Annotated in this window: 12 protein-coding genes and 1 other annotated feature; of the genes, 2 read left to right on the forward strand and 10 right to left on the reverse strand. The window is 28.7% G+C overall.

Translation table 11 applies throughout. The features are described from left to right. Positions 1–12: 12 nt before the first annotated feature. The 4 genes from ileS to NT01CX_RS10865 form a co-directional block, all read right to left on the reverse strand. Positions 13–3129 (reverse strand): isoleucine--tRNA ligase, encoded by a 3117-nt coding sequence (gene ileS / locus NT01CX_RS10850; RefSeq protein ID WP_011723091.1) that lies wholly within the window; start codon positions 3127–3129, stop codon positions 13–15. Between the two features lie 115 nt (positions 3130–3244). Then, positions 3245–3465 (reverse strand) — a binding site (T-box leader). A gap of 383 nt (positions 3466–3848) precedes the next feature. Next, on the reverse strand, positions 3849–4439 hold the full coding sequence (locus NT01CX_RS10855; RefSeq protein ID WP_011723092.1) for a type II toxin-antitoxin system PemK/MazF family toxin: 591 nt from the start codon (positions 4437–4439) through the stop codon (positions 3849–3851). A gap of 107 nt (positions 4440–4546) precedes the next feature. Then, positions 4547–5482 (reverse strand): CPBP family intramembrane glutamic endopeptidase, encoded by a 936-nt coding sequence (locus tag NT01CX_RS10860; protein ID WP_011723093.1) that lies wholly within the window; start codon positions 5480–5482, stop codon positions 4547–4549. 166 nt (positions 5483–5648) lie between these two features. Beyond that, on the reverse strand, positions 5649–7466 hold the full coding sequence (locus NT01CX_RS10865; RefSeq protein WP_011723094.1) for an N-acetylmuramoyl-L-alanine amidase: 1818 nt from the start codon (positions 7464–7466) through the stop codon (positions 5649–5651). Between the two features lie 173 nt (positions 7467–7639). Between NT01CX_RS10865 and NT01CX_RS10870 the strand changes: the two genes are divergently transcribed. Beyond that, entirely contained in the window at positions 7640–8281 is a 642-nt protein-coding gene (locus NT01CX_RS10870; RefSeq protein ID WP_011723095.1) for an MBL fold metallo-hydrolase, read from the forward strand. A 41-nt stretch (positions 8282–8322) separates the two neighbouring features. On the opposite strand, the gene NT01CX_RS10875 is transcribed toward NT01CX_RS10870, so the two are convergent. From NT01CX_RS10875 to murI, 4 genes are all read right to left on the reverse strand, one after another. Then, complete coding sequence (locus NT01CX_RS10875) at positions 8323–8988, reverse strand: S24 family peptidase (protein ID WP_011723096.1); 666 nt, start codon at positions 8986–8988, stop codon at positions 8323–8325. A 180-nt stretch (positions 8989–9168) separates the two neighbouring features. Further along, the gene (locus tag NT01CX_RS10880; RefSeq protein WP_011723097.1) at positions 9169–9549 is read right to left on the reverse strand and encodes a DUF3783 domain-containing protein; all 381 of its coding nucleotides are present in this window, start codon (positions 9547–9549) and stop codon (positions 9169–9171) included. Between the two features lie 22 nt (positions 9550–9571). After that, entirely contained in the window at positions 9572–10087 is a 516-nt protein-coding gene (locus tag NT01CX_RS10885) for a peptidylprolyl isomerase (RefSeq protein ID WP_011723098.1), read from the reverse strand. A 107-nt stretch (positions 10088–10194) separates the two neighbouring features. Continuing rightward, entirely contained in the window at positions 10195–10974 is a 780-nt protein-coding gene (gene murI, locus NT01CX_RS10890) for a glutamate racemase (RefSeq protein WP_011723099.1), read from the reverse strand. Between the two features lie 350 nt (positions 10975–11324). Here murI and NT01CX_RS10895 point away from each other — a divergent pair, with 350 nt between their 5' ends. After that, positions 11325–13223 (forward strand): glutamine synthetase, encoded by a 1899-nt coding sequence (locus NT01CX_RS10895; protein ID WP_011723100.1) that lies wholly within the window; start codon positions 11325–11327, stop codon positions 13221–13223. Between the two features lie 122 nt (positions 13224–13345). Here NT01CX_RS10895 and NT01CX_RS10900 read toward each other — a convergent pair whose 3' ends face one another. Continuing rightward, on the reverse strand, positions 13346–13726 hold the full coding sequence (locus NT01CX_RS10900; RefSeq protein ID WP_011723101.1) for a RidA family protein: 381 nt from the start codon (positions 13724–13726) through the stop codon (positions 13346–13348). Between the two features lie 179 nt (positions 13727–13905). Then, positions 13906–14322, reverse strand: a complete 417-nt coding sequence (locus tag NT01CX_RS10905; RefSeq protein WP_011723102.1) for a CBS domain-containing protein — start codon at positions 14320–14322, stop codon at positions 13906–13908. Positions 14323–14418: the final 96 nt, after the last annotated feature.

The following is a 14418-nucleotide window of genomic DNA, read 5'->3' on the forward strand; positions in this document are numbered from 1 at the left end:
TTAATATATTTATTAATCTTGTTTTTCAACAGCTATTTTTAATTCTTCTCCGTTTATCTTACTATCTACATATTCTCTATCTTCATTGTAAGATATTAAAACTGCTAAAGTTTCTTTCTTTATGTGTTCTTCAAACTTCTTAATTACAACTTCAAGAGTTTCATTTCCAGCAAAATAAAGTTTTATCTTATCTGCAACTTCAAATCCGCTTTCTTTTCTTAAGTTTTGAACCTTACTTAATATTTCACGAACAAAACCTTCTTCTCTAAGTTCCTCTGTAATAGTTGTTTCAAGAATTACCCCAACTCCACTGCTTCCTGCAAACGCAAATCCTTCAAGTCCTTGCATTGCTACAAGTAAGTTGTTTTCTGTAAGTTCTATTTGTTCATCAAGTCCATCTACATTGATAAATACAGATTTACCATTGTTTATGTTTTGAGCAAGTTCCATTTGATCCATTGAAGATATTGCTTTTCTTATAGCAGGAATATATCTTCCGTAAGCCTTTCCTAGTACAGGTAAGTTAGGCTTGATTTCAAAATTAACGTATTTTGAAAGGTCTGCACCAAATTCAACTTTCTTTATGTTAAGCTCTTCTTTTATTATATCTCCATAATAATCTGGAAGAGATTTTGTACTAATAAGCATTTCAGAAAGTGGCTGTCTGTTTTTGATGTTAGCTCCGTTTCTAGCACTACGTCCAAGCTTAACTATTTTATAAGCTAAGTCCATTTGTCCTTCAAGTTCATTATCTACAACACTTAAGTCATATTCTGGCCATGTGCATAGGTGAACACTTTCAATAGCATCTTTATCTAAGTTAACTACTAAGTTTTGATAAATTTCTTCTGCCATAAATGGTACGAATGGTGCAGCAACTTTTACAATTGTAGTTAATACTGTATATAATGTTTTGTATGCACCGATCTTATCATCAGTAAGTTCTGTAGACCAGAATCTTGATCTATTACGTCTTACATACCAGTTTGAAAGCTCATCAACAAAGTCTTCAAGTTCTAGAGCTGCTTCTGTTATTTTGTAATTATCTAAATCTTCTTCTACTGTCTTAATTAAAGTATTAAGTTTAGATAGTATCCATTTATCCATTACATTTTCTGATACAAAATCTTTGTATTCAAGAGGATTAAATTGGTCTAACTCAGCATATAAAACATAGAATGAATATACATTCCATAATGTGCTTAAGAATTTTCTTTGAGTTTCTTTTACATCATCCTCTGAGAATCTTGTTGGAAGCCATGGAGCACTTGCAGTGTAGAAGTGCCATCTTGTAGCATCTGCACCTTCATTTTGAAGTACATCAAATGGGTCAACAACATTTCCCTTTGATTTTGACATTTTAAGTCCGTGTTTATCAAGAACGTGACCTAAAACTATACAGTTTTCATATGAATTTGTGTCAAATAAAGCAGTTGAAATTGCAAGTAATGAATAGAACCATCCTCTTGTTTGGTCAACAGCTTCAGATATAAATTGAGCTGGGAAAGTCTTTTCAAATACTTCTTTATTTTCAAATGGATAGTGATGTTGAGCAAATGGCATTGATCCTGAGTCAAACCAGCAGTCAATAACTTCATTTGTTCTAGTCATTTCTTTTCCACAGTGTGGACAAGTTAATTTAACACCATCAATATATGGTTTATGAAGTTCTATATCATCAGGAACGTTAATTCCTTTTTCTTTTAATTCTTCAATACTTCCTATACATTCTCTATGTCCGCATTCGCATTCCCATATTGGAAGAGGAGTTCCCCAATATCTATCTCTTGAAATTCCCCAGTCAATAACATTTTCTAAGAATTTACCAAATCTACCTGTTCTTATGTTGTCTGGATTCCAATTGATTTTATTATTGTTTTCTAATAATTTATCTCTTAAAGACGTCATTCTTACAAACCAGCTATCTTTTGGATAGTAAAGAAGTGGTGTGTCACATCTCCAACAATGTGGATATGAGTGAGTGAACTTCTCTGATTTATAAAGACTTCCGTTTTCTTTCATAAATTCTAGTATTTTAGGATCTGCTTTTTTAACAAACATACCCTTCCAAGGAGTAACTGAATCTACAAATTTACCTTCACCATCAACTAAGTTTATAAGTGGTAAATCGTATTTCTTTCCTGTCATATTATCGTCTTCACCATAAGCTGGTGCAGTGTGAACTATTCCAGTACCGTCAGTTAATGTTACATAATCTGCGTGTACTACATAGAAAGCTTTTTTATCTGGAACTTCAAATTTAAATAGTTGTTCATATTCTGTTCCAACTAATTCTTCACCTTTGAACTCCTTAACTACTTTATATTCTCCTTCTAATACTTTTTCTGCAAGGTCTTTTGCAAGTATTAAGTGTTCTCCATTTTGTTCTACTTCAACATAGTCGTATGCTTTATTAATTGCTAAAGCTACGTTACTTGGTAATGTCCAAGGAGTTGTAGTCCAAGCTAATATATACTTGTTTTCTTCTCCCTTAACCTTAAATTTAACAAATGCAGTTGCTTCTTTTACATCCTTATATCCTTGTGCAACTTCGTGAGAAGATAATGCAGTTCCGCATCTTGGACAATATGGAGTTACTCTGTGCCCTTTATATAAAAGATCTTTTTCCCACATAGTCTTTAATGCCCACCATACAGATTCTATGTAAGTGTTGTGATATGTTACATATGGATTATCCATGTCAACCCAGAAGCCTAGTTTTTCAGACATATCTTTCCAAAGACTTGTGTATTTAAATACACTATCTTTACACTCTTTAACAAATTTTTCAACACCATATTCTTCGATTTGTGGTTTTCCTGAAATTCCAAGTTTCTTTTCTATTTCAAGTTCAACTGGAAGTCCATGAGTATCCCATCCAGCTTTTCTTAAAACTTTATACCCCTTCATAACCTTATATCTTGGGATTAAGTCTTTCATAACTCTTGTAAGAACATGACCTACGTGTGGTTTTCCATTAGCTGTTGGAGGACCATCGTAAAATGTAAAATATTCTCCATCTTCATTTCTATCAAAGCTCTTTTGAATTACATCTTTATCCTTCCAAAGCTTTGCTATTTTTTCTTCCATATTAACAAAATTTCCTGAAGTTTCAATCTTATTGTACATGTTTTTATTCTCCTTTCATTATTTTAATTAAGTCTATTAACTTTTCTCACTAGTTTAATTATTACCCTTTAAAACCTTTATAATAATTAATTTTTATAAACAAAAAAGCTACGCCCATAAGGACGTAGCATAATAACCACCTATGAAAATTCACACTTCAAGTACTAACATACTCTATTTCTTAACGCGAAATCACGGATAAACTTACTCAGCAAAAAGCCTTTTCAGTTTTCAACTCCCAGGTGATTTTCTTTAAGGTTTAGCTATAGGGTTCCCATCATCCCCTACTCTCTGTAAGCATATATCTTAAATACTTTTCCTGTTCATAGTTATTAATGAATTGTAAATATTTTTAAGTTTCTCATTAATTTAACTCATATTATATTATATTAGTTTCCTATTGTCAATTTATTATTACTTTTTTTAAAATTTATTTTTATAGCAAAAAAGACTGGCTTATACCAATCTCTTTGCTTCCAATATGTCAATTTATATGATATATAATCTCCTAGCCCAAGCTAGGTATGTTACTATGTAAAGGATCATATGAAATATAATCTCCTAATCTACATTAGGTATGTAAAATCATTAACGAATTTATTGTAACATTAATGTCTATGTTAATCAATATGTTTTTACCAATTTACTAAAAATTTTATGTATTTTTTTTAGTTTTTATGTACTTTATATTATTATTATACTCAATTTCTAAAAATAAATTACAAATTAAGAGAAATTTTTATCTTTGAGTCTAAAATCTCCATAAAATCTTTATTAAGAGTTGCTATATGTCTACCAAGCCTTGCTTTTGATACAACTTTAATTTGCTCTAAAAGAACAGTTCCTGTTATATGGTTTTTCTCACCATTTTCTAATTTATAATCATTTTCTCTTAATTCTATATGTACGGCAATTTTTTTAGGTCTATTGGATATAGGGGCAATTATAGTAGTAGGAGCATTTTTATTCCCTGTATCATTTTGAATTATTATAACAGGTCTTATTTTATTTTCTTCGGAGCCTATGTTTTGTCCTAATTCACAAGTCCATATTTCTCCCCTTCGTGGAATCACTTTTGTATCTCTAGATACGTTGTCATTCATCTTTATTTGTTCGTTAACCCAGGACACATAGTTATATATATTGTTTATGTAGTATGCTTTTTGCTTCATGGATTTAAATTTATTCTTCTTAGTCTTTTCTTTTATTAACTTTATATATTGATTTATTAATTGGTCTAATGTAGCCATCCTCTTATCCAAAAACATTTTTAATTCTTCTTCGTTCATATTATTTATATTATTTCTCATGCAGACATTCCCCCCTTGTTTTTTAATATAATTTTCTCTTAGTTAATTATATTATATTTTTACATATAAAGTATATATTTCCCAAAAATATTTTATAACATTATTTTTTACTTATAAATATATACTATCTCTGTAATTATCGTAATAATATAAATAACTAAAGATAAATAAAAAGGCCAATTTAATACTTTATAATTTTTTGTATACTCATTATTGTTATTAATTTGCTCATATTTATTTACTTTTATTAATTTTTTCATAAAAATCATAAGTATTTTAAAAAATACAACGGCAATAATAAACCATATGACCACTCCTATGGTTAACTGCATATATGACATTGAATGTATACCTTTACTATAAGGCTCTTGTCCTCCTGCCCCTCCACTAATAACCTTATTCAATATAGAAGCTAGAACTACTTGACTTCCGTTTATAGTAAAGTGACATATCATTGAGGAAAATATTGATCCGGTTATCTCAACTAAGTATGCAAATAATATTCCAAATGCAAATGTATATAGTGATTGATTCCCATCTCTATGTATCATACAAAAGAATAATCCGGTTATAATAGCGGCCTTTTTTATGTCTACATTTTTATATCCACTTAATACAATTCCTCTCATAGTTACTTCTTCTAATATTGCTGGTGTTAATGCAACAATTGCAATTTGTAGTATTAATGGCATTGTATTTAATTGTGAAATTACCATTCCAATTTTATTCGGGAAAATAAATTGAGTTATTAACGATAAAAAAACCGTTATTGGCTGTGCTAAAAATCCTATAATAATTATTATAAAAACACTTTTTATATTTATTTTGTTTAATCTTAAAACTTCTTTTACTGATTGCTTAGTAATTATAAAGTATATTATAGTTGGCACTAATAATAGGGCTATCTGTAAAATTACGATATCTAATCCTTTAGGTATATTAAGAATTTTAAAAACAGGCACAAAAACTACTGGAGCTATACTAAATAATATTAATAGTATCATTCCAAATAAATTAGCCGAAAAAACTCTCTCTTCTCTCATTGATTTGTCTCCTTTTTCTATTGTAATAAATTATATATTTATAAATATAATAAAGGAAGAGACATTATATTACAAATACGCTTAATAATATTTATCTCTTCCTTTCTATTATGTTACCTTATTTACATGAGTTTTCATTATTTTGTTTAAATTTTACATATGCATATTACTTTCCTATTGTATCTTTAATTCCTCTAGCAATAGCCTCTGCATATCTTTGTTGATATTTTGGATTGTTTAATATTTGTTCTCTATTAGAATTACTTATAAATTCTAATTCTACAAGTACTGCCTGCATTTTTGTATGCCTAACTACATAGAAACCACAAGGTTTAATTCCTCTATTTTTATATCCAAACTCATTTACAAGTTCATTTTGAATATTTTTAGCTAAAATGTTTCCTCGTTTTGAATCTCTATCATAGTATGTTTCTATTCCAGTGGCAGCCGATGTATCTGCACTATTACAGTGTATAGAAACAAAATAATCTGCATTTGCATTGTTGGCTATATCACAACGCATTTGAAGTTCAGCATTTTTATTACTTGGCCAAGGGCATTTGTCACTAGTTCTAGTATAAACAACATCTATACCACTATTTTTTAATACTTGCCCAAGTTTTAATGAAACAGCTAATGTTACATTCTTTTCAAGTACGCCATTATGACCTACCGCTCCAGAATCATATCCGCCATGACCTGGGTCTATAGCAACTTTGATTCTTTTAGATGGTGTAGATGGTGTAGATGGCTTTGGCTTTTCAACAGGTACAGGTGGCTTTGGTGTAACAATCGGTTTAGATGGCGAAACATCATCACTTGGTTTTAAACTTGTACCTGACATATTAGCTAATACATTGTCTGCTATAGATTTAGCAATTTTATTTTGATAACTATCATCTTTAAGAAGTTTTTCTTCTCGTGCATTTGTTATAAATCCAGGATAAACAACTATCCCAGGCATTTTTATTCCTTTAAGAATTCCAAAATTTCTCTCTTTAACTCCTCTATCCCTTGCTCCAGTTGCTTGCACTAAAGTATTTTGTACTTCACTTGCAAGCTTTAATCCCATCGCATTTCCTTCACAATAGTAAGTTTCTGCTCCATTAACTGATGCATTATATGAGTTTGAATTTATACTTACAAATAAATTTGCATTTGAATCATTAGCTATCTTAATTCTTCTATTATCATCTTCTTTATCTCCCCAAGAAACATTATCATTACTTCTTGTGTATATAACATCTATCCCTTTATTTTTAAGCATACTTCCTAACTTCAATGCTATAGCTAAATTGACATCCTTTTCATTTACCCCTGTAGGTCCAACTGAAGCTGATAAATTACCTCCACATGCAGGGTCTATAACTACTTTAAAATCCTTTTGTGGTTCCGTTATCTCTTTAGGGTTTATTATCAACTTTAAAACTATAATTCTTGAATATCCATCAACTTTTCCTTCAATTGAAAAAGTTCCTGCATTTGATGTGTCTATAGATGTTTTGTTCCATTTAACAGGTACATTTTTTATACTCCCATCACTCATTACTGCTTCTACAGTTTTAGGTAAATTATAATTAGCTCTTTGTCCTGTAACTTCAGTTATATCATTAATTGTTTTTATATGTACTGTTTCAGTTGAAAACTGTAATTTTACAGGAGTCTTTATTCTTTTTCCATCAGTAGATTTGACACTATCCTTTATAGATAAAGTATAGTTTGTATTAGGCTTGTACTCGTTTTTAGGAAATACTGTAACTTGCCTGCTATTGTTATAAAACACATCAATAGCTATATTATTATTGTTTTCATCTTGCAATACTATGCTACTATTGTTTATTGTATTCCTGTCCACATCTTTATTAAACTTAATAACCCAATGCTTATTAAGTACTATATTAGACTTTTGTCCCATATTTTTATAAGTACTTGCTAAAACATTATTGTAAGTTCCTAAAGTAATAAACATAATCCCCAAAAACATAAACAACATTTTTTTAATATACCTCAAAATATCACCTCACTATATTTATTGTATTAATATTTATATTTTATTTTAACCTAGCAAATAATGCAATAGTTGCTAAGTTTTATTTAATTGTAAAGTATTATGTTATGATATAATATTTTATAATCAAAGAAAGGGAGGTCTTTTTTATGGAATTAACTTGGTTTGGTCACTCATCCTTTTTAATTAAAGATTCTAATGGAACAAAAATTTTAACAGATCCCTTTGATAGATCTGTTGGGTATAAAACTTATACAGATACTGCTGATATAGTTACAATAAGTCACCATCATTACGATCATGACTACATTGAAGAAATAAAGGGTAATGCAAACATAATAGATAGCTGTGGAACATTTGAAAAACATGGCGTATCAATAAAAGGCATTCCTTCTTATCATGATGAAGTCAAAGGTGCTAAACGTGGTAACAATACAATATTCGTAATTGAAGCTGATAACCTTAGAGTTTGTCATTTAGGCGACTTAGGTCACATCTTATCAAAGGAAACCTTAGATGAAATAGGCAATATTGACGTTTTATTGATTCCTGTAGGTGGTATATACACTATAGATGGTAATACTGCATCTTTAGTTGCTAAATCAATAAATCCTCACCTAATAATACCTATGCATTATAAGACAACTTATCTATCTTTTGAATTAGATTCTGTTGATAATTTTACTAATAATATGATTAATGTTGATAATTTACTATCATCTAATATAAAGATATCCTCTCCATTAGATGGTAAATGTAAAGTTAAAATTTTAAAACCTATAGACCAGTAATAATAAAAAGAAGCATTTTTTAATGCTTCTTTTTATTATTACTATAGTTTTATTTCAATTCTTTCAAGTTTTACTAAAACATTAATATCTTTTGCAGTTACAGTTTCAGTTCTTAGACTGTTTCCATTGCTAATAAGTAATAATTTATTACTGTCTAATCTTTTTATTTGTCTTATATGTCTTTCATCATTGTATTCAACAAGACAAAGAGAATTATTTATAATCTCATGAGTTATATACCCAAAGGCAATATCTCCTTTAGCTATTCTAGAGCCAATCATATCATCGTCTTCTACTTTTAAGTATAAAACTTTATCTTTAGCGTGTCCCTCAACCTTATTATTGATAATAGGTAATTTTCTCATTTCAATTATTCTTGCCATATCATATCCGTAAACAGGCACTGGTTTTAAAACTGAACCTAGTGCATCATCCCACACATCATTTACTCTTTCTAATTTAGTGTTTTTCTTTGTTTGCACCTTTTCTTCTTCGTAAACTTCAGCTTCAAAAGACATAGTTACATCATTTAAATCTTTTCCAAGAACCTTTGAAATTTTCTCCATTACGCTTTCATTTATAACTTTCTTTCCACTTTCAACTTCTTTTATAAATTTTTCAGCTACTCCAATTTTTTTAGCAAGTTGTTTTTCTGTCATATTTGCTTTTAATCTAGCGTCTCTTATTTTACTTCCAACCCTACTCATGTTTATTCCTCCAAATTAGCATCATTTGAAAATATAGTATTTACTTTATTCTAATACAAATTATATACTTTTTCCATTTAATAATAAAACATTATAAAATATAGACCTTGAATCTTTAAATTCAAGGTCTATATTTTAATTTATCATATCTTAACTTATTATATTTCAATTTATTATGTTTTACTTTGAGTTATTTTTGAACCATTCTCTCTCTTCAATTAAATGTTCTAAAAGCTCCTTAAAACTCCACTTAACAGAAGTTTCTGTTACCATGGCAAAAATAACATCCATACTTATATTTTCTTTAATTGTACTAATAGCTTTAGTTACTTCTTTGTCTTTACAACTATTGAATAAAACTACTTTTTCTTCTGGCAACTCACCATAATATTTACTATTATCTACATCACATAATATACACTCTAATGAATTTGTAGCCATACTTTTATCTATACATTTAAAACTAGGTATTTTATTTTCTATTACCAACTTCTTTAGTATACTTTTCTCTTCTTCGTTAAATCCATATACAAGTAAAACCTTTCTATTTAGTCCAATCATAATATTCTCCTTAATTTAACTATTAAACTTCTTCTGGTTCTTTATAATCTACTCCAAAAGTTTCAACAGTAACCTTTTCCATGATTTGATCTTCATAAGGTCTATCACTATAATCAGTTTTTGAATTAACTATCTTATCAGCAACTTCCATACCTTCTGTTACTTTACCGAATGATGCATATTGACCATCTAAATGTGGTGCATCTGCAACCATTATAAAGAATTGGCTTCCTGCTGAGTTAGGGTTCATAGCTCTAGCCATTGATAAAACACCTCTTGTGTGTTTTAAATCATTTTTAAATCCATTAGCTGTAAATTCACCTTTAATTGAATATCCTGGACCACCCATTCCAGTTCCATCTGGGTCTCCCCCTTGAATCATAAATCCAGGAATTACTCTATGAAATATAACTCCATCATAAAATCCTTTATTTATAAGACTAATAAAATTATTCACTGTATTTGGTGCTACTTCTGGGTAAAGTTCTGCCTTTATTATATCTCCGTTTTCCATTTTAATAGTAACTATTGGGTTCATATATTATTTTCTCCTCTCTATCTCGTTACTGTCATAATTTAATATTTATTACTTATGCTACACTAAATTATAGCATAATATACTATTTTATAACTAAATAAATTTTCTTATATTATCCCTAATAACTTTTTAGAAATTTTTATAATTTCCTCATTATTATCTAAGGAATTAAATATTTTTACCGTTCCCTTTTTATCTTGTAAATTTAAAGATTTATTTTTTATTAATTTTCTCTTTAATTGAATTGATGTTCCTAAGCTTCCATCTATAATTACAACATCTTCTCCTAATATTTTAGATAATTCTTCTTTTATAAAAGGATAATGAGTACAACCTAGTACCACTGATGATATCTCTTTTTTATCTATTATAGATAGCTTTTTTTGTAAATAATTATTAAGTTCCTGTCCTTTAACTATGCCTTTTTCAACATACTCAACTAGGCCTGGGCAAGGAAGAGATACCATTTCTGATCTACCTTTATATTTCGCCATAAGGTCATTAAATTTCTTTTCAGCTAAAGTCATAGGAGTTGCCATTACAACAATCTTTCCTTTTTTATTCAACTCTACTGCTGGTTTTAATGCCGGTTCTATTCCTATTATAGGTATATCTTTGTATGAATTTCTTAAGTCTTCAATAGCTGCACTAGTTGCAGTATTACAAGCAATAACAACCGCTTTAACATTATGTCCCAACAAAAATTCAACTGCATTAAAGGTTAACTTCTTTACCTCATCTACAGTTTTAGTACCATATGGAGCATTTTTCGAATCTCCAAAATATATAAAATCTTCATTAGGCAACACTTTAATTGCTTCTCTTAAAACACTTAATCCACCGACACCTGAATCAAAAAAACCTATGGGCATTTTTGTAATATCCATGTTTCTCAGCCCTTCCATCTATTATTCCAATAATAAGTATAATTTTCATCTTTTTTAATCACCGTATTTTACAAGTAAAATTATACTCCATACATGTATTTATTTCTACAACAAGAAATGTATTATTAAATATACTTTAATTATAAATTATATTTTTCTATTTTCAATTTTAATTTGAATATTATAAAGTAAATTTCCATTTAACTTATGATAAACTCATTTTAAAACAATTGACAATTTATTAATTTTATAATAGAATTTTTTATAATTTATAAAAAATAACGGCATTTTATAATAATTAAAAAATATTTCACATATATAATACATTTATATTGAATAGGAGGAAAATAATGTTTAACGATTTGATTTACACTATTTCAAAAGATAACCATTCCGAGAAATTCTTAAAAGAATTATTAAATAATCATCCAGAAATAAAATTTGTATCTCTTGTAGGTATTGATTTATCGGGAAATGATACCGATGCAAAGATTCCTATGAGAATATTTTTAGACGATATAGACGGTTTTTTAAAAGGTGCTATTCAAACTGACGGTTCTTCCGTAGCATTTCCTGGAATTGCAACATTAAACAACGCTAAAGTAGATATGCTTGCTGATACTGATGTCAATTGGTTTGTTGATTACAACTTTGAAAATATAGATGAAAAAACTAATAAACCAGTAGGTACTCTTAGAATTCCTTGTTTCTTAATTCATGATGGAAAAGCTATCGACTCTAGACACATTTTAAAATCTTCTATTTATAATATAGAAAAAAATCTTTTTAACTTTTATAAAAAATACCCTGAATTGTTAAGTGTTTATGGAATAACTTTTGATGATATTGATGACATTGTTGCAACGGCAGCAACTGAACTTGAATTTTGGGTTAAAACTCCTGAGGAAAAAGCTCAAATCGAACAACTTTCAACTTCAGAAGTTTTACAAGAACAATATTGGAATAGAACTAAAGGAGCTGTTAGAACTGCTCTTGAGCACACTTTGGAACTTATGGACAAATACGGATTTGAAGCTGAAATGGGGCACAAAGAAGTTGGTGGTGTTAAAGCAACTTTAGGAGAAGGCGGAAAATTAACCCACATAATGGAACAATTAGAATTGGACTGGAAATATGCAGATGCTCTTCAAGCTGCGGACAACGAACTTCAAGTTAGAATTCTTGTAAAAGAAACTTTTAGACGTCACGGACTTGATGTAAACTTCCTCGCAAAGCCCGTTGAAGGTGTTGCAGGTAGCGGTGAACACACTCATTTAAGTATCGCTTTAAAATTGAAAAACGGAAAAAGAATAAACCTATTTGCACCTACAAATAAACATTTCTTAAGCATTTATGGATATGCTTCTTTAATGGGCGTTTTAAAAAATTATGAAGTTATAAATCCATTTATATCATCTAATAATGATGCTTTTAGAAGATTAAAACCTGGATTTGAAGCACCAATTTGTATTGTTACATCAATAGGTCATTCTGTAGATATCCCTTCTAGAAATAGAACAATATTAGTAGGTGTTATTCGTGATATTGAAAATCCACTATCTACAAGATTTGAACTTCGTTCTCCAAACCCTCATACAAACACTTATTTAGCACTTGCTAGTATGTTTATGGCTTGTAATGACGGAATAACTTATGCAGTTACAAACAATAAAACCGAAGATGATCTTCTTAAAGAACTTTCAAAGAAAGCTGGAGAAAGTGCTGATTATCTTGAAAAAGATAGAGCTTACAGAAGTGAAGAAGATGTATTTGAAGATTATTCTGAAGAAGAAAGAAATAAGTTATTTGGAGTAGCTCCTGCTACAGTATATGAAAATTTAAATGCCTTTGAAAAATATCCTGAAAAAGTTGCTATTCTTAAAGAAGGTGGAGTATTTACAGACGAAATTTTAAATAGTTATAAATGCACTGTTGAAAAAAGATGGATAACTGAAATTTTATATAGAATAATACCTAAACATTCTAATAACATAAGAAGTTATAAAATGCTTCATGATATAAATAAAGCTCATGACGTTGATGTTACTAGATGGCAAAAGGTATCTGAACTAAGACAATATTTAATGAAAGATTCTTATTCAACAAAATCTTTATTTTCAAGAATCCGCCAAGCAATTGACAAAAGAGATCTTGAAGCTGTATCAAACCTTCAAATAGAAATGGATTCTAAAATGTTATTGCTAAGAAACTTATATATAGATTACACTAGAAATCTATTAGACATATAGATAATTAAAAGCATTCACAAGTTAAAAAGTATCTTGCACTTTTATAATGTATGTTAATTAAGATACTTTTTAACTTTATTGAATGCTTTTTATAAATAAAAAATAACATTAACTATAAAAATTTATTTTTCTATAGCCATTACTTCTATTTCTATTGAAACATCCTTTGGTAATTTAGATACTTCTAAACAACATCTTGCAGGATAATCTCCCTCAAAATATGTTCCATAAACCTCATTTACATCATTGAAATCGTTTAAATCAGTTAGAAATATTGTAGTCTTTACAATGTTACTAAAATCCAAATTAACTTCACTTAAAATAGCTTTTATGTTATCGAGAGATTGTTTAGTTTGTTCTTTTATAGTTTTAGGAATGGAATTATCTTTAGGATTAATAGGTATTTGTCCTGAAACAAATACAAATTCCCCAACTTTAATTCCTTGTGAATATGGTCCTAATGCCCCTGGTGCGTTACTAGTTGAAATTACTTCTTTTTTCATAAATTCTACCTCCCAACCATATTTCTGATGCTTATATTTTTTTATTTTTATATTCCATTTTTAATTTACCATATTTTTACTATACATTCAACATTTATATGTTAATCATACTAAAATAATATAAATATATTTTTCATTATATTAATAAAGGATAGCATATATATGCTATCCTATTTCGTCTAAGACTCTTTTACCTTCAAGCTTTTATTATAATAATATTGTATAATCTCGCTTCTTTTAATTATCCCAATAAAGACATCATTATCATCAACTACAGGTACAAAGTTTTGATTTACAGCAAGTGAAATTAAATCTTCAATATCAGAGCGTATATGTACCGGAGAATTTTTTACATTTCTAGGAACATCTTTTAGTGAAACCTTATTAGTATTCTTAAAATCTAACTCTGGAGTATTTTTTAGTTTCCAAAGCATATCCCCTTCTGTAATAGTACCAATATACTTACCCTCTTCATCAATAATAGGTATTGCTGTATATCTATGATATTCCATTCTTTCCAATGCTTGTCTCATAGTTGAAGTTATTTTTTCATATACTACGTCTTTTTTTGGTGTAAGAAAAAACGCTACATTCATACTTTATCATTCCTATCTTAAGTATTTAGATCTACTTTTATTATACACTATATTTCCAATATATATATATTAATATATTATAAATAATTTATTTTA

It is taken from the genome of Clostridium novyi NT (assembly GCF_000014125.1).
Taxonomy (GTDB): domain Bacteria; phylum Bacillota; class Clostridia; order Clostridiales; family Clostridiaceae; genus Clostridium_H; species Clostridium_H novyi.